Below are 16,648 nucleotides of genomic sequence, written 5' to 3' on the forward strand. Positions count from 1 at the left end.
TTACTGATCAGTTAGAGGAAAATGTAATCACTTTATACGCTAAAGGAAGTGGTACACGAGATATCGCCAATTACATTATGGAAATGTACGGAATGGAGATCTCTGCAACGGAAATCTCACGTATTACAGACAAAGTATTACCCGCAATGAAGGATTGGAGAGAACGTCCTTTAGAGTCTATTTATCCCATTTTGTTTCTAGATTACATGTTCTACAAAGTAAAAAAAGCAGGAAGTGTTACATCTACTGCAGTCTATAATATATTAGGTATTAATCAAGAAGGAAAAAAAGAGTTACTTGGTGTTTATCTAGCAGAAACAAAAGGTGCTAAGTTCTGGCTACATGTTTTAACTGAGTTAAAAAGTAGAGGCGTTCAAGATATTATTGTAGCCTGTGTAGATGGACTGATCACTTTAGACCGGAATACTTATAAATTCCCCGCTTACGGCAATACCCAAAACGTTAGGTGTAATTTTAAAAAAATGCGCCAAAAAATTTAAATTTGCAAAAGTTACCAAAATTTGGTAACTTTGAGTAAGTAAATTTAAAACTAAATAAAATGGGACGTAATACATCTGTTTCTTTAGGAAATTATTTCCAGGATTTTGTTGATTCAAAAGTGACTCAAGGAAGATATAAAAATGCTAGTGAAGTAATTCGCGCTGGATTGCGATTATTAGAAGAGGAAGAAAATAAAGTTCAAATTTTAAAAAATGCAATACAAGAAGGAATTGAAAGTGGAATTGCGCAAGATTTTAATCCTATAAAGCATTTAGAATCACTTAAAGCCAAAATGAAAAATAATGGCTAAATACTTCTTTACTAACAAAGCAGTAGAAGACCTTTCTAAAATTTATGAATACACATTTGAATTTTGGTCTGAAACCCAAGCTGATAAATATTACAACGAAATAATTGAATATTGTCAGATAATTTCTGAAAACCCCAATATTGGAAAGAATTACAAAGAAATTGATTCTACAATATTCGGCTTTGTAGCTAAAAAACATATTATTTTTTACAGAATTTTGAATCTTCAGGAAATCGAAATTGAAAGAATTCTAGGAGCAGAAATGGATTTGAAAAATAGAATGAAAGATTAAAAAAACAACGGCACTGTATCTTTAAGTGCGTAAGTTCAAAAAATAAGCTTGGGTTAGGTTTTGTTTAAAGTCTAACCCTATTTTTATATAGGATCATAAATTGGTCTAATATTATTCCCCAGTTTCTTACTGGCATAGTCCATTTCCTAGTATCCACTATTCCAGCTAAATATACGGATTTTAAGACAACTTCATCTGTAGAAAAGGATAATTTTTTCTTGGTGTATTTCCTTACTTTACCATTGAGATTTTCGATTAGATTAGTCGTATAGATGATTTTTCTGATCTCTACAGGAAATTCAAAGAATACCGTTAGTTCATCCCAGTTATTTCTCCAGCTCTGAATAGCATAAGAATATTTGTCTTCCCACAGAGTTGCAAAGTCATTTAAAGCAGCCTCTGCGGCAGCTTTGTTAGGTGCATTATAGATATGCTTCATATCTGCTGTAAACTGCTTCTTGTCTTTGTATACCTCGTATTTACAGGCATTTCGAATCTGATGTACTACACAGATTTGTGTTTTAGATTCAGGAAATATGGTACGAATTGTATCGCTAAAGCCGTTTAAATAATCAGTAGCTGTTATTAATATATCTTCTGCTGCTCGCAGTTTTATATCCGTTAAAACAGCCATCCAAAAGGAGGAAGATTCATTTTTTCCAAGCCATAAGCCGAGTACTTCTTTACGCCCATCTGTATATAAACCGATAGGTATATAAACTGTTTTATTAATGACTTTAGTTCCTTCTCGTACTTTAAATACGATACCATGCCTCCAAACTATTAGACAAACAGGTTCTAAGGAACGATTTTGCCAAGTTACTACATCCGCTGATACGGGATCAATTATCCTAGAAATAGTAGCTTGAGACACCTCAAAACCGTAGATAGCTAAGAGTTGTTGCTCAATATCTGCCACACTATCCCCTTGCCGTATAAAGAAACAATAACGTTTTCTAATCCGTCAATCATGTTTTTCCTTTTAGGAACAATCATTGGGTTAAAAGTAGCTTCTCTATCACGAGGTACTTTACTTACATCTTCTGTTAAATCACTTTTTATGGTCTTTGTAGTATAACCATTACGTGCGTTTTGATCCGTTCTAATATCATGTTTATCATAGTCTAAGTGGGCATCTAGCTCACCTTCTAACATACATTCAATTGCACGTTTTTGTAATTCCTTAAAAAAGGAAGCTCGAGTCTTCTTTAGTCTTTAACTGTTTGAAAACTTCATCGGAGATAATCTTCTTTGTATTCATAACTATCTAAATATTAAATATATTAAAAAATCTGCTTAGTTACCCAAGCAGATTTTTATACTTACACAGTTTATGGTACAATGTCTTTTTATTATTTACAACTACTCGAAAGATTCGTGTGTTTTACAACTTATATAGTCTTTTTCTTTTGCTTTGTTATAAATACCATAATAGCACAAGAAGATACTCAGAAAGCTAAGCTAGAAGGACAAGATATCTGCTACTCCTTCTTTTTCAAATAATATCTTTGATTAGGACTTGTTGGTTTATCAGGAACAGACAAAGCTATTAAACTTGCATCTATTGCTGGTTGTAAATAATTATATAAAAATGTAGGACGATGCTTTATACCTACAAGTTCCATTAATTCAGCAGTACTATATTTCTTATCAGTCATAAGCGAAATTAATACTGTAGCTTGTTCGGTAACTTGTTCGGTAACTTGTTCGGTAACTTGTTCGGTAACTTGTTCGGTAACTTGTTCGGTAACTTGTTCGGTAGCTTGTTCGGTTCTAGTTAAAAATTCAATTGAAGGCAATGTAACTCTTAAAAAGTTTTCTGAAAAATGAAAACTATCTTGTTCATAAGCCTGTAAAATCCTTGGAATTCCTGAACCTAATTGCTCTACCAAATCTAAATCCTTGAAAATACGCATCAATTCTTTATTTCTGATGATAGAATATCCTTCAAAGAATTCTTCTTTTGAAAGCCCTTCAGGTAAACTTCCATAAGAAGTGATTTCCAAACGATCATCAAAAATCTCAAATTTTGGAGCAACTTCTTTTGTATAATCATTATGTACAAAAGCATTAATAACAGCTTCTCGTAAAGCAATAGCGTTCCATAAACGTTGTTCTCTACGTTGTTTTGAAGTGATTTTAGTTAACGTTCTGTTTTCTAAATTCAATTTATCTAAAACTTGATGAGTGGCTTTGATTAATGATTCATATCCATACTCGTTACTTTCTTCTAATTCTACCCGATTTAAACCTTGATAACGAGCTACTTTTACAGAAATATTATTGATATCGTTCATTAAATACGCTACATAATTATAGCTCCCTTCTTCTGTAACTAATTCCAAATTTCGAGCGAATTGTTCATTTAAAGCTTTTCCTATGGACTGATAATAAATATGTAATTGCTGAAACTGTAAAGCTTGTTTAGGTGATTTCATATTTCCGATGGAATTTCGGATTCGCTTGCTAAAAAGCTGTTCTATTTGTCGGGTAGGCATTGGCTCTGCCGCACTTCCTACACGAATGAAAGTACCTTTCTCTGAAAGTCCATATTTTTTTATATAATATGGTTTTTCATAACCTCCGGCAACGATAATTTTGATAATTTCCTTATCTTCCTTGCTTTCAATAACCAAATCAAAAAGTCCTAAACAAGAAGGTAAAATATTGGTTTTTAAACGGTCTTTAATAATTAATTGCTCCTGATCAGCATTATTAACACCAATTGGGACTCCGTTTTTATCAATCCCAATATAAATTACTCCACCTTCATTAGAATTTAAGAAAGCGACTACTTCTTTCTCTAATTCAGGAGTAACTTTTTGTTTGAACTCAGTATGTTTGTTTTCGGTCATCTTACAGGTGTTAGTATTTTCTAATAAAAATTCTTAAATAAGATTCATCTTCTTCATCAATGCTTACATATCCACCAGAATACTAAAAGGTAATGCATGGACCAAAAAATGAGAACCATAAAAACTAGGTGCTATGATTACTATTTTAGACAATTTTTACCAACTAATTTTCGCAGAAAATACACTAATTACCTTATTGACAAATTAATGCATTAAAAACATTCTAATTTCCTAACTCTTCCACGATGAAGCTAAATAAGACTTAGTGTTTTCAACAATATTACTAAGTAGATATAATATGTAAAAAAAGTAGTAGGATTTCTCTACAGCCAAACAACTAAAAGTCTGTATCAGTTCTAATGTAGTAGGGAGAATATTATATACTATACCGTTCTATTTATCAATAATTCTATGAAGATCACTTTATAAACAGGAATTAACTTAATAGGATTGAATCAATACTTCAGATGAAATATGTAACTTTTGACTTAGGGTGCGAATCATATCTAAAGATAATTTCCGTTTTTTACTTAAGATCTCACTTGCTCTACTTTTTAAACCAATCATCTCGGCTAAATCACTTTGTGTATATCCCATTTGCTCCATTCTAAACTTAATGGCCTCTATAGGGTCTGGTAAATCAATAGGAAAGTTTTCTTTTTCATACTTTTCAATTAATATGGATAAAATTTCCAACTCATCACTCTCTTCTGTCCCAGGAAGTGCGTCAAAAATAATCTCTAGCCTATCTAAAGCTAGTTCGTAATCTTGTTCTGATTTTATAGGTTTCAATTTCATAATTTAAATAGTATTAGCATTAATTCTATCATATTGTGAGTGGGTTCCTATAAAACGAATCCATATCACCTGATGAACAAAATTTATCTTAACTATCAATCGATAATGATTGCCTTTTATATTAAAACAAATTCTATTGTCTTTTAATATGCTTGCGCTTGGATACTCGCTTTTTAATTCATTAACATCTTTCCAAGTGGCTCTTTCTGCCTCTTGAAACCATGCTTTTAACTGTTGCTCGCTATCAGCGTGTTTTTCCCAAAAGCTACGTAATGTTTTTATTGCTATTACTCTCAATCAAAATAGTTTACACAAAGATACAAATATTTTCCCAATTTGGGAACTTCCCTAAATACTTTATTTTATCTTCCAATAAAAATGCTAGAGACTTAAGAGAAGACTAAAGAGGTGTAATTAGACACCGTATCTAGAGATACCATCGAATGAAACTTAAGTTTTAATGACGTTCCGAATCTCAATGCTTTTTACTTTGGTAATGTTCCTTTGATACAAGCTACATCCGCATCATATTGTTCTTGAAACCTTAACCAAAAATCGGCAGTAATCTCTAGAGCTTTTTCTAACAAAAGAGCTGTATTTGCTGTAATAGGTCTTTTTCCCTTAATAATTTCATTAAGGGAAGATGATTTCTTACTTAATAAATGAGCCAAATCTTCCTGGTCAATATCCTCTCTAACTCCTAATTCAGCTGCAATAAGAACCCCAGGATGAGTTGCTTTATAAGGTATTAAATCTTTTTGTTTTTGTAGAGTAGTCATTTTAATTTTAGTTTTATAGTTACTTATAGAGTTTACTAAGATTGTCTATGGGGCAAATCTTAATTATATTAGGAACTTCCCCTTGTTCCGAAATATAGAACCCAATCCTATACTGTTAATCTACCCTTATAGATTGCCTATCATTTGTACCTGCGCTTCATAATTTAGACTATTCATTAAGAATAAATCTTCAAGTCGTGACACAGCCTTTAATATTTCCATTTTTTGACGGCATTTTTTGACGCCTTAAAAGTTCAATCCTATGCTTTTTCTCTTCCTATCCATATAGTTTTCTTCTAAATGGTGTTCCAAAGATTTCACTTTTATTAAAACCTCTTTAAACAGTAAAACACAATATAAATATACACAAAAACTCACTTAATAAGTAGATTTATACTTGATCAAATATAGTCAATTTGGATTTAGCAAAGATCTAGATGGCTTGTAAAGCAGTAGTTCCAATTACCTTTGTTCAATTTTATTATAATCTAATTTTAATGCAAACAAAGAGCGTTTCCCATTTGTAATCAGATCTAAATTGTTAACATCATTTACCCTCCAATTATCAAAGAACACTCATGTATTTCAAGACAGAAATTTATTTACATGTTATTAATTAAAACAAACAAATACTTTTCGCTTCTTATTTCCGTAATTAATTAGCTTTTTTACTAACTAAATGATACCTTGTGTGATACACAACATACTACATATGTAGTTTATATTAAAGTTTATTTGCTATGAAAAATTTCGGAAAAAATTTAAAAGAATTAAGAACAACAAAAGGTTTTTCGCAAGAAGTACTGGCTTCTAAGATTGGTATACATGTTACAAATCTCTCTAAATACGAAAGAAACATTTCAGTTCCTTCTTTAGAAATAGCAGAAAAAATGGCAAAAACATTATCGATTTCCCTGGATGAATTGGTTTACGGCAACAATAAAGCAGGTAATGTTTTACAGGACAATCAACTATTGAATTTATTTACACAAACTCAACAATTGAATGATAACCAGAAAAACACAATAAAGGATTTATTAGAAGCTTTTATTTTGAAAAACAATCTGCAAAAACAATTAGCTATTTAATTACCTAAAAATAAAAATGATGACGACACCCGAAATCTATATTGTAGAGCCTTCTACATCAGAAGAAGCAGAAGCTTTGAAAGCTTTTGCAAAGTCTTTGAAAATGAAAATTACAAGACAAAATACTAAAAGCACTAATTCTACAGAAGATGTAGAAACAAGCTTAGTGCAAGCAATTTCAGAGCTAAACTTAATAAAAGAGGGCAAGCTGAAAGGAATTTCTATGAAAGAGCTTTTGGATGAATTATAATATTATTGCAACTCCATAATTTTTAAAAGAAGCTAAAAAACTTGGAAAAAATATCATTCGTTAAAAACGATTTATCTACTCTTTTTCAAGAGCTTGGGGAAAATCCTGCATTAGGAACGACCCTAGGCAATAATTGTTACAAAATACGGTTGGCAATAAAAGCAAAGGGAAAAGGCAAAAGTGGTGGAGCAAGAGTAATTACCTATATTTTCATTGATAAAGAAACTCTTTATTTACTTTCCCTTTATGACAAAGGAGAACAAAACTCTATTTCCGATAAAGAAATTAAAGCTTTACTAAAGCTGATAAAATAATAAATGATTAATTGAAGATACAGACGTCCAAAAAGAATGTACTCCTTTTTGGTTCTGTAAATAGGATTTTAAAATCTTTTAACGATGAAATACAATAAAATATTACCTATTTTTATTTACTTTATTTGTTATGATGCAGCATAGATTAATATGGCTTGTAAAGCCATAAATAATCTCTAATTTATCTCAAGCTAATTGGTAATTATAATATTAGTAATAAAGTAGATAATATCCATATAGAATCATCCATTTACCCAATCCAACCTTAATTATGCTTATCGGTCCGCTTATCTTTTACTATTTCCTTGAATTTTGAGCAATCAAGTTTTGTGGATATCTGAGAAAACAATGTTATATTTGGTATTACAAAAGTAATTTCTGGTTTAGAAATTCGAAGATAATTTGAAACCCTTAACCTACTCTCTTTTTTGTGTCATTTTAAACCTTTAGGCCGCTATTTAATCAAAATGATATTTTTCGACTTGTTATTAAAAATGAATTCCTCCCAAATTTAGAATTTATTCAATTACTGAGTTATAATTAAGAGTTTATTAAAGCACTTTATACAAAATGCTATTGAAACAGATAAGAAAAAGGAGTTAGAATTTTTTTAATGAAAACCGTCAAGAGAATTCTGTTTTTGAAAAATTAGCTAAATTATTACTATTACAAAGAGTAATAGTAAGCCTGAAGAAGATTAAATAAGAAATACACCTAATCATAATTAGAACATGCCACTATCAACCTTTTGTAAATACGAGCTTATCGTTTTCAAAGAAAATAGCTAAATTTAATACCATCAACAAAATGAAAGATACAAACAATAAAAAGTCTTTAGTTCGCTCTTCATCGGCAGAATACTTAACTTTTATTGCAGCAACAGGCGAAGGTGGTGTTGATGCGATTTATGCAGACGAAAATATTTGGCTGACGCAAAAAATGATGGGTGCGCTTTACAACGTAAATGTAAGAACCATTAATGAACATCTAAAAAATATATTTAAAGACAACGAATTACAAGAAGATTCAGTTATCCGGAAATACAGGATAACTGCTACTGATGGAAAAAACTATAACACACAACACTACAATCTTTCTGCTATTATTGCCGTTGGTTACAAAGTGAATTCCGAACGTGCAGTACAATTTCGTAAATGGGCAACGCAAATTGTGCAAGAGTTTACGATCAAAGGTTTTACAATGGATGATGAGCGCCTTAAAAAAGACGGTACGATTCTGGGTAAAAAATACTTTGAAGAACAACTTCAACGCATACGGGAAATTCGATTGAGTGAACGTAAATTCTATCAAAAAATAACTGATATTTATGCAACTGCCATTGATTATGATGTAACTGCCCAAGCTACGAAACGCTTTTTTGCTACAGTTCAAAACAAATTACACTGGGCAATACACGGTCAAACTGCACCAGAAGTTATTGTAAATAGAGCAGATCATCAAAAGGAAAATATGGGATTAACTACTTGGCAAGATGCTCCAAAAGGTAAAATTCAGAAATTTGATGTTAGTGTGGCTAAAAATTATTTGTCTGATAACGAAATGCAACAATTACAACGTTTGGTTTCGGCTTATTTAGATATTGCAGAAGACACGGCGATAAGACAAATTCCGATGACGATGGAAGATTGGGAAAGTCGATTGAATAGATTCATAGAAGCTACAGACAGGGAAGTGTTACAAAACGCAGGCAAAGTAACTTCTGAAATAGCCAAAGCACATGCTGAAACTGAATTCGAGAAGTACAGAATTATACAAGACCAATTGTTTGAAAGCGATTTTGACAGAATCGTTAAATTAACTCCACCTAAAAAAAACCAGGAGTAAAATTAATAATTGCAATAGAAGAAATACTCTGAATCCCAATTAGAAATCCTTTATTGTAATGGCTAAATAAGAATACACAATTTTTGGCAATTAGAAATGCAGCATTTTGGGCAACAAGACTGCACAACTTATGCAAAAATAATTATATACTTTATCTTTTGGGGCTTTTATCTCTACTGAGCAACAAGCAACGCTATTTCATGAAAGTGTAATGTAACAAAAAGCCCAAGAAGAATATTGGCAAAACAAGATACTTTGCACTCTTATATTTGAAAAATATTTTTTAAATTTCATTCCAATAGCCCCTAATGTATTATTTAAGATATTCAATACTAAGTAAAATTAAAGACTGCAATTGGGGATTTGTGCTTCTAATTTGCTCTTTATTTCTTGCGGAAGATTAAGAGCATCTTCTATATGTAAACTTACCAAACTAGGTATATCTAATAAGGCTTCTACATTGTTTATTCTCTGACAATAAGGTAATCCTAACTCCTTTAAATTTTTAAAACACTTAAATATTTTACAATCTATTTCCTCTTTTTTCATAGACCAAATCCATATGATTTCTAAGTTTTCAAAAGAACTAATCTTCTTGTACTCAAATCCTTTTAAAGGGTTCTTTATTTCAAGAATCTTTAAATCCAAATTAGGAATAAAATCCCTGCCCTCAATTTAAAAACATTCTACTTCAAAAGGCCAATCTACCCACACTCTTTCAATTATATTAAAGTTACCGCTTGACTCTAGGGAGTACATCTAAGTTCTCTCTTGGGACGATATAATTTCCTTTATTAAATCACTATACTTAATTTGTAGCTTTATTTTTAATAACACTCTAGTCTTTTACCCTTCGATGCTCCATGCCCTTCGACAACATCTTTATTTGCCCTTATTTTTCTTTTTTTATACAAAAAACCGACTTGAGAAGAGTGGTTTTTCTACTACCTTTTGAGTTTTTTATAGAATAAGTTTTACATCATTTTTTTTTTAAAACTATTTATAAAATCAAAATCAGTAATTTTCTTACATCTTTCAATCAGCAATCTTTGTAGTGATTTCAATTCTTTTATAGGCGGTACACCTTTGGCTAAAGTGCTAAATTCAAAGTTCTATCCTACTTATTCGCCAAAAACGAATCCTATTAGTTTTTGTTTTGTAAATTTAAGTCATAAAAAATCATTTTGACTCACCTCGGTGTTGAATCTAAGCTTTCAGCCATAAATTCTCCGCCTACGGCAATACCCAAAACGTAAGGTATAATTTTGAAAAAATGCATCTAAAAATTTAAATTTGCAAATATTACCAAATTTTGGTAACTTTGGGTAAGTGAATTTAAAACTAAATAAAATGGGACGTAATACATCTGTTTCTTTAGGAAATTATTTTGAGGATTTTGTTGATTCAAAAGTGAGTCAAGGAAGATATAAAAATGCTAGTGAAGTAATTCGCGCTGGATTGAGATTATTAGAAGAAGAAGAAAATAAAGTTCAAATTTTAAAAAATGCAATACAAGAAGGAATTGAAAGTGGAATTGCGAAAGATTTTAATCCTATAAAGCATTTAGAAACACTTAAAGCCACAATGAAAAATAATGGCTAAATATTTCTTTACTAACAAAGCCGTAGAAGACCTTTCTAAAATTTATGAATACACATTTGAATTTTGGTCTGAACCCCAAGCTGATAAATATTATAACGAAATAATTGAATATTGTGAGATAATTTCTGAAAACCCCAATATTGGAAAGAATTACAAAGAAATCGATTCTACAATATTCGGCTTTGTAGCTAAAAAACATATTATTTTTTACAGAATTTTGAATCTTCAAGAAATCGAAATTGAAAGAATTCTAGGAGCAGAAATGGATTTGAAAAACAGAATGAAAGATTAGTCAAACTACACCTAACATGTGTAACTGTGCACAACCCCATTTTTGACGTAAAAACTAAAATATATGACCTCGTTTAAGCCTTTTAAAACGAGATTTGTTTTTGATACTAACTTAACAAGGTAAGAAAAAATATGTGTGGTTGGGGTATAAGTCCCTTCTTTTTGACAAGACATATAACATAACACTTACCCTCTTCTATAATTTGACAAATACCTCCTCCCCATTTATCTTTTAAAGTGACTATAAAAAATACTGCATTTCTACTATAATTTGACAAATACCTCCTCCCCATTTATCTTTTAAAGTGACTATAAAAAATACTGCATTTCTACTATAATTTGACAAATACCTCCTCCCCATTTATCTTTTAAAGTGACTATAAAAAATACTGCATTTCTACTATAATTTGACAAATACCTCCTCCCCATTTATCTTTTAAAGTGACTATAAAAAATACTGCATTTCTACTATAATTTGACAAATACCTCCTCCCCATTTATCTTTTAAAGTGACTATAAAAAATACTGCATTTCTACTATTAGACATTATTATTTTATCTATTGTTTCTACTTTTTTATATTAAATTGTTTTTATTATCAAATAAATAATCATTTTCTACTCCATCAGGCTCCATCCCAGTCGGATCTGTAAACATTATTGGATTATTAAAAGTATAAGTGTAAGGATTCCACTGTGGCATATTTTCCGCTAGCGGATCCACATTCATCCATCTTCCGATAGCTGCATCATAATTCCTAGCTCCGTAATCATAAACATTTAATCCTAGTTCTTCTTGATTCTATTTACCATTGTATTGGTATTTAAAATCTTTCATTAAAGGATCATTCTTTTGATTATAGCCTTTATGGGCTAATCCAAATGGATAATAATTAATCTGCTCAATGATTTCAGATGTTTCTATCTTATTGTTACCGTCTTTATCACTATAAGATAGCCTTACATTACCCAGTTGATCTACATATTGATAGACATATTTATTTGTTTGAAAATCAAAGAACCCCTCTGATGTAGGTATAAAACTTAAAACATTATCTACATATTGAAAACCATTTAAATAATCTGTAGTACTGCTACTTGTACCCTGGATAACTTTTTTTTGTACTTTCTTCCCACTAGCATCATATAGATAAGCAATCTTGTTAGATCCAATGTTTAACTCTACAGGTAAATGTAAAGAATTATAACTAATTTTTGTAATATTTTTATTTCTATCTACTGTTAGATTACCAAATACATCATAGGTATAATCTGCACTAGTTGTGGTATTCCCTTTTTTAAATCCTTCTAAGTTACCACTAGCATCTACTATTTTAGAGAGTTTATTACTTCCTGCTTCATAGCTATAGGTTAAGTTATCTATCTGAGTGACTTTATTGGCTACGGGGGCTCCATTACGGGTTAGTTTTAAAATATTGCCATTCTTATCGTAAGTAAGCTTTTCCCCATAAGGAGTATCATTACTGCTTATAGTTAAATCTGGGTCTTTTAAAGCAGCAAGGGTAAGGCGATTTAAGCGGTCATACACATAACTATAGCCTCTTTTTTTATTATCTAAGGCGCTTGTATAAAGCTGTTCGGTAATATTTCCGTTGTATAATCCAGTAGTCTAAGAACTAGCATAGTAAGAAAAGCGTATTGTAAACAATCGTTTATCAGTTGCTCTTCTTTACGTGTATTGTGGTGGATCTGTCCGCTGCTATAACCAACTTCCAACAACTCATAATCCTAGGCTTTACTATAACAATAGTCGTTAGCGGAGTTAGTGCTAAACAAACCTTTTTTTAAGCTAAAAACATCTTGGTTAAAAAAGTGATGTACTCGGTTTGATCTGCTGGAGCTGTTGTGAGGATAGGTTATTTTCAACTTGTGGCAGGTTTGTGGTAAACCTTTTATATTTTGTAATAACTTCGTGTTTACCTAACTTTTCATAGTTCAGTGCAAACTAAATCACATCATCTGTCGTTCTGCAGGCATAACAATGGTAAAAATTCTTTTCTAAATGCACCTGCAAGCAAGCTGCTTGATCTGCATGAAAAGGACACAACGGCACGTATTGTTCTTCTACACTAAACCGTAGTAATACAGTATGTTACTTAAATCTAAATACTGTTCGATTTCGCTAATTTTCATTACTAAACTTATTTTATGCGATTTTTTCAGCTACAAATAGAAAATACATTTCCTTCTAACACACAAAATGATTTTAATTAATCGCAACTATTTTATAATAACGCAATTTTATTGTATTTTTGTCTGTATAAATACTTCGAATTATGAGCGTTAGTAAAATTAGATAGGATAAAGGTTTGATGCAAAAAGAGGTATCTTCTTTTCTTGATATTGGTAATAGCAGTTACAACAAGTTGGAAAACGGACGCAGAAATTTATCTGTAGATGAACTACAAAAATTAAGTAAGCTCTTTAATCTTACAACTGACCAGATTCTAAACTATGAAAACATCATCCCCGAAGAAGTAACTTTGGAAGATAAACCTGCTTTTTTAAAATTACGTCTTATCAACCAATTAGATGGAGAGGACAAACAAACGGTATTTAAAATTATTGACACTATGCTTGCTAAAAAGAAATTTAAAGACTTCTTTAATAAAAATATAGCAACACTATAAAACTCATAGGTTATGAACACACAAGAATTGCAAAACGATAAACTAAATATTATTCACTGGATTAGTGAATTACAGGATTATTCTGTAATCGAAAAAATTAAAGCGATAATGAGTAAAAACAAAGACGTTTCTTTGACTTTAGAACAAAAAAACGCCATTGACCAGGCTTTGGTTTCCATTGAAGAAAACGGGGCTAAAACCCACGATGCCGTTATGGAACAGACAAGGAAAAAATTCCCAAACTTATTTCAAAAATAGTAATGAGAACGATTCTTTGGTCGCAAACAGCACAAGAAGATTATTGGGACAACATTAACTTTTTACTCAATAAATGGACGGAAAATGAAGCGGTCCATTTTATAAAAGAGGTGGAACAGGTTTTGAACATTCTTAAAGAAGGTAAGGTTACCTTTAAGCCCACAAACTACAAAGGTGCCTACCAAATTACGGTGGTAAAACAAATTACACTTTATTACCACTTAAACTTAAACAACGATATTGAACTACTAAGGTTTTTTAATAATCTCCAAAACCCTGATAAACTTAATTTATAATATCAGAAACGACAGGATTTGCAGCTTGGCGTTTTACTTTATTTATAACGGCCCCTAAAAATGCTAGTGGCAGCTGTTTTTTTTGATTATTAAAAGTAAAAGCACTACACACTAATATAGATTACTTCGAGAAACACGGGATACAAAACAGTGAACTGGATATCCAAACAAAATCCGGAGTATTAGTTAAGCAGCTTTTTTATAATCCATTATTTGGTTAAATTCTTCTATTGTAAGGTAATTTAAGTAAGAATGTCTACGTTTTCTATTGTACCAGGTTTCAATGTATAGGAAAACCTTTGTTTCCATTTGCGTATTAGTAAGCATTAAATTACCATAGATCAGCTCTGTTTTAAAGGATTTAAAGAAGCTTTCAGCTACACTATTATCCCAACAATTAGCTTTTCTACTGATGTTTATACGAATGAAGCTATTTTGTCTATATTTCCTAATAAAAACATTGATTTAGAATATTATTATTTTATGTTACCAACTTATTTAGAATTAGCAGCTACAGAAAATATATATGGAGCTAAAACGCTAAATAAGAAGTTGATAACCAATGCATTAGTTCTTCACCCCCCAAATCAGAACAAGAGAAAACATCTAACTATTTAGACCAAAAAACAGCTACAATAGATGCTATTGTAAGTAATTTAGGTAAACAAATAGAAACATTAAAACAGCTACGTAAAACATTGATCTACGACGCGGTAACAGGTAAAATAAAAGTAGTAGAATAAAAATTACTGCTAATTTTTTAAAAACTCAAGTCCTTATTTAAAAAAGCAATCGAAATTTTAAATAAGGACTTTTTTATTTAAATTAGTAGTTCAAATTTTAAATAAGGATTTTTTTATTTAAATTAGTAGTTCAAATTTTAAATAAGCTTATTTCTTATTTAAAATATAAACAATTACTAAATTATGAAAAACTTTAAATCAGGTACATACATTAATCAAGGGTATTATAAAAGCTTTCAACCTACTGAACTTAATAATCAATGGCTGTTAGACGATATGGAAATACAGCAGCTTTTATCTAAAGCAGACCGTCAAATAGGTCGTTTAGATATGTATTCGGAGTACATTCCTAATATTGATTTGTTTATCAGTATGCACGTAGCCAAAGAAGCTACACAAAGTAGTAAAATAGAGGGAACACAAACCAATATTGAAGATGCTTTTTTGGAAAAAGAAGATTTAGGAGAAGAACGTAGAGACGATTGGGAAGAGGTACATAATTATATCTCTGCAATGAATCAAGCTATTCACCAATTAAATAATTTACCTTTTTCATCTCGTTTAATTCGTGACACACATCGTATATTGTTACAAAGTGTACGGGGTCAGCATAAATTACCCGGAGAATTTAGAACAAGCCAAAATTGGATTGGTGGTGCAAGCATTAATGATGCTACCTTCGTCCCGCCAATACATACATCTGTACCCGACCTGATGGCAGATATTGAAAAATTTGCTCACAATGAAGAAATGTATTTTCCAGATTTATTAAAAATTGCTTTAATACATTATCAATTCGAAACTATACATCCTTTTTTAGATGGTAATGGTCGTGTTGGTAGATTATTAATTACATTGTACTTAGTGGATAAACAAATTTTAAAAAAACCTATATTATATTTATCCGATTTTTTTGAACGCAATAGATATTTATATTATGATAATTTAATGCGTGTACGTACACACAATGATATAAAACAGTGGTTTAAGTTCTTTTTAGTAGGTGTGATAGAAACAGCTAAAAAAGGAATTGAAACATTTGATGCTATTCTAAAATTGAAAAAAGAAAAGGAAGAAACTATACAAAAGAATAGTATACGTAGTCACCATTTATTAAACATTTTAGAGAAACTATATCAAAAACCAATTATCAATGCTACACAGGTGGTAGAGATTACAGGAGTATCTATGCCAACAGCATACAAAATACTAGATGAATTACAACAATTCGGGATTCTAAAAGAAGTAACTGGAGGTAAAAGAGGTCAAATATTCATGTTCGAACCTTATATTAGATTATTCTAAAAGCTAAATTAACCATATGAAAGAACTCGACTTACAAAATAAATACTTAATCCATTTTTTCTGCGAAAGAAAAGATGGTTTACAATACAAAGAAGCTAAAGCAAATACCGTTTCACCCAAATTCTTTATCACAGAAGATTTAAAATACTTTATTTCATAATCATCACTCAACAAAACATGTCCCATAATAGATAATGTCATTCCCTTGTAAAAATTTGCTTTGGGGAGTTTCGCAACTCACAATGGAAATTATACAGCACAGTATAGAAAGGGAGTGTAACATGAACTGTGTCATCTCCTGTTTCCAAGCCTTGGGGCTTAAGCCCCAAGGCTTGGAAACAGGATTTTTTTTTACGGCTGTAATCTATCCCCAAATTTAATATAAAGCTGAGACATTGTCAAGCCCCAATTGCGAATAGGCATAGTCCATTTTTTAGATACATCTTTGATGGCTAGATAGACTAGTTTTAAT

Annotated in this window: 22 protein-coding genes and 2 pseudogenes; 14 read left to right on the forward strand and 10 right to left on the reverse strand. The window is 30.9% G+C overall.

The genetic code is table 11. The features are described from left to right. The 3 genes from ACYSNX_RS11760 to ACYSNX_RS11770 form a co-directional block, all read left to right on the forward strand. On the forward strand, positions 1-500 hold a 500-nt coding region (locus ACYSNX_RS11760), incomplete at its 5' end, for an IS256 family transposase (protein ID WP_461754866.1). Between the two features lie 59 nt (positions 501-559). Then, a complete protein-coding gene (locus ACYSNX_RS11765) occupies positions 560-811 on the forward strand; it encodes a type II toxin-antitoxin system ParD family antitoxin (protein WP_461754867.1) in 252 nt (83 codons plus the stop codon). Continuing rightward, the gene (locus tag ACYSNX_RS11770) at positions 804-1,103 is read left to right on the forward strand and encodes a type II toxin-antitoxin system RelE/ParE family toxin (RefSeq protein ID WP_461754868.1); all 300 of its coding nucleotides are present in this window, start codon (positions 804-806) and stop codon (positions 1,101-1,103) included. The genes ACYSNX_RS11765 and ACYSNX_RS11770 overlap by 8 nt, the downstream gene beginning before the upstream one ends. A gap of 64 nt (positions 1,104-1,167) precedes the next feature. On the opposite strand, the pseudogene ACYSNX_RS11775 reads toward ACYSNX_RS11770, so the two are convergent. The 5 genes and pseudogenes from ACYSNX_RS11775 to ACYSNX_RS11795 all read right to left on the reverse strand — a co-directional run bounded on the left by ACYSNX_RS11775 (position 1,168) and on the right by ACYSNX_RS11795 (position 5,535). After that, positions 1,168-2,364 (reverse strand): annotated as a pseudogene (locus tag ACYSNX_RS11775) (IS256 family transposase). 220 nt (positions 2,365-2,584) lie between these two features. Further along, complete coding sequence (locus ACYSNX_RS11780; RefSeq protein ID WP_461754869.1) at positions 2,585-3,958, reverse strand: Fic family protein; 1,374 nt, start codon at positions 3,956-3,958, stop codon at positions 2,585-2,587. Between the two features lie 441 nt (positions 3,959-4,399). Further along, entirely contained in the window at positions 4,400-4,756 is a 357-nt protein-coding gene (locus ACYSNX_RS11785) for a helix-turn-helix domain-containing protein (protein WP_461754870.1), read from the reverse strand. Positions 4,757-4,759: 3 nt separating this feature from the next. Next, positions 4,760-5,053: a type II toxin-antitoxin system HigB family toxin gene (locus ACYSNX_RS11790; protein WP_461754871.1), complete on the reverse strand. Its 294-nt coding sequence runs from the start codon at positions 5,051-5,053 to the stop codon at positions 4,760-4,762. Between the two features lie 188 nt (positions 5,054-5,241). Continuing rightward, positions 5,242-5,535, reverse strand: a complete 294-nt coding sequence (locus ACYSNX_RS11795; protein ID WP_461754872.1) for a HigA family addiction module antitoxin — start codon at positions 5,533-5,535, stop codon at positions 5,242-5,244. Positions 5,536-6,275: 740 nt separating this feature from the next. On the opposite strand from ACYSNX_RS11795, the gene ACYSNX_RS11800 reads away from it, so the two are divergent. The 4 genes from ACYSNX_RS11800 to ACYSNX_RS11815 all read left to right on the forward strand — a co-directional run bounded on the left by ACYSNX_RS11800 (position 6,276) and on the right by ACYSNX_RS11815 (position 9,032). Then, positions 6,276-6,623, forward strand: coding sequence for a helix-turn-helix domain-containing protein (locus tag ACYSNX_RS11800; protein ID WP_461754873.1), 348 nt, complete (start codon positions 6,276-6,278; stop codon positions 6,621-6,623). 16 nt (positions 6,624-6,639) lie between these two features. Next, complete coding sequence (locus ACYSNX_RS11805; protein ID WP_461754874.1) at positions 6,640-6,873, forward strand: hypothetical protein; 234 nt, start codon at positions 6,640-6,642, stop codon at positions 6,871-6,873. Positions 6,874-6,914: 41 nt separating this feature from the next. Next, positions 6,915-7,187, forward strand: coding sequence for a type II toxin-antitoxin system RelE/ParE family toxin (locus tag ACYSNX_RS11810; RefSeq protein ID WP_461754875.1), 273 nt, complete (start codon positions 6,915-6,917; stop codon positions 7,185-7,187). A gap of 807 nt (positions 7,188-7,994) precedes the next feature. After that, complete coding sequence (locus ACYSNX_RS11815) at positions 7,995-9,032, forward strand: virulence RhuM family protein (protein ID WP_461754876.1); 1,038 nt, start codon at positions 7,995-7,997, stop codon at positions 9,030-9,032. Between the two features lie 342 nt (positions 9,033-9,374). Here the strand turns inward: ACYSNX_RS11815 and ACYSNX_RS11820 are convergent, their stop codons facing one another. Next, positions 9,375-9,581 carry a hypothetical protein gene (locus tag ACYSNX_RS11820; RefSeq protein ID WP_461754877.1) on the reverse strand — a complete coding sequence of 69 codons (207 nt, stop codon included), beginning with the start codon at positions 9,579-9,581 and terminating at the stop codon, positions 9,375-9,377. An 801-nt stretch (positions 9,582-10,382) separates the two neighbouring features. Between ACYSNX_RS11820 and ACYSNX_RS11825 the strand changes: the two genes are divergently transcribed. Together ACYSNX_RS11825 and ACYSNX_RS11830 are read left to right on the forward strand one after the other, a co-directional pair. Continuing rightward, a complete protein-coding gene (locus ACYSNX_RS11825; protein WP_461754878.1) occupies positions 10,383-10,634 on the forward strand; it encodes a type II toxin-antitoxin system ParD family antitoxin in 252 nt (83 codons plus the stop codon). Then, complete coding sequence (locus tag ACYSNX_RS11830; protein ID WP_461754879.1) at positions 10,627-10,926, forward strand: type II toxin-antitoxin system RelE/ParE family toxin; 300 nt, start codon at positions 10,627-10,629, stop codon at positions 10,924-10,926. The genes ACYSNX_RS11825 and ACYSNX_RS11830 overlap by 8 nt, the downstream gene beginning before the upstream one ends. 574 nt (positions 10,927-11,500) lie before the next feature. On the opposite strand, the pseudogene ACYSNX_RS11835 reads toward ACYSNX_RS11830, so the two are convergent. The 3 genes and pseudogenes from ACYSNX_RS11835 to ACYSNX_RS11845 all read right to left on the reverse strand — a co-directional run. Beyond that, positions 11,501-11,707: pseudogene (locus tag ACYSNX_RS11835) on the reverse strand (RHS repeat-associated core domain-containing protein); the annotation flags it as partial. Positions 11,708-11,725: 18 nt separating this feature from the next. Further along, positions 11,726-12,472 (reverse strand): hypothetical protein, encoded by a 747-nt coding sequence (locus ACYSNX_RS11840; RefSeq protein ID WP_461754880.1) that lies wholly within the window; start codon positions 12,470-12,472, stop codon positions 11,726-11,728. 417 nt (positions 12,473-12,889) lie between these two features. Continuing rightward, complete coding sequence (locus tag ACYSNX_RS11845; RefSeq protein WP_461754881.1) at positions 12,890-12,997, reverse strand: CHC2 zinc finger domain-containing protein; 108 nt, start codon at positions 12,995-12,997, stop codon at positions 12,890-12,892. Positions 12,998-13,256: 259 nt separating this feature from the next. Here ACYSNX_RS11845 and ACYSNX_RS11850 point away from each other — a divergent pair, with 259 nt between their 5' ends. The 3 genes from ACYSNX_RS11850 to ACYSNX_RS11860 are packed head-to-tail and all read left to right on the forward strand — an operon-like array spanning position 13,257 to position 14,128. Continuing rightward, positions 13,257-13,574 (forward strand): helix-turn-helix domain-containing protein, encoded by a 318-nt coding sequence (locus ACYSNX_RS11850; RefSeq protein ID WP_461754882.1) that lies wholly within the window; start codon positions 13,257-13,259, stop codon positions 13,572-13,574. Between the two features lie 12 nt (positions 13,575-13,586). Beyond that, on the forward strand, positions 13,587-13,832 hold the full coding sequence (locus ACYSNX_RS11855) for a hypothetical protein (RefSeq protein WP_461754883.1): 246 nt from the start codon (positions 13,587-13,589) through the stop codon (positions 13,830-13,832). A 2-nt stretch (positions 13,833-13,834) separates the two neighbouring features. Next, positions 13,835-14,128: a type II toxin-antitoxin system RelE/ParE family toxin gene (locus ACYSNX_RS11860; RefSeq protein WP_461754884.1), complete on the forward strand. Its 294-nt coding sequence runs from the start codon at positions 13,835-13,837 to the stop codon at positions 14,126-14,128. Between the two features lie 186 nt (positions 14,129-14,314). Here ACYSNX_RS11860 and ACYSNX_RS11865 read toward each other — a convergent pair whose 3' ends face one another. After that, positions 14,315-14,593 (reverse strand): IS3 family transposase, encoded by a 279-nt coding sequence (locus ACYSNX_RS11865; RefSeq protein WP_461754887.1) that lies wholly within the window; start codon positions 14,591-14,593, stop codon positions 14,315-14,317. 461 nt (positions 14,594-15,054) lie between these two features. On the opposite strand from ACYSNX_RS11865, the gene ACYSNX_RS11870 reads away from it, so the two are divergent. Further along, positions 15,055-16,176, forward strand: coding sequence for a Fic family protein (locus ACYSNX_RS11870; protein ID WP_461754885.1), 1,122 nt, complete (start codon positions 15,055-15,057; stop codon positions 16,174-16,176). Positions 16,177-16,192: 16 nt separating this feature from the next. Continuing rightward, positions 16,193-16,336, forward strand: coding sequence for a hypothetical protein (locus tag ACYSNX_RS11875; protein ID WP_461754886.1), 144 nt, complete (start codon positions 16,193-16,195; stop codon positions 16,334-16,336). Positions 16,337-16,648: the final 312 nt, after the last annotated feature.

The sequence above is a fragment of the Myroides sp. LJL115 genome (genome assembly GCF_054871665.1).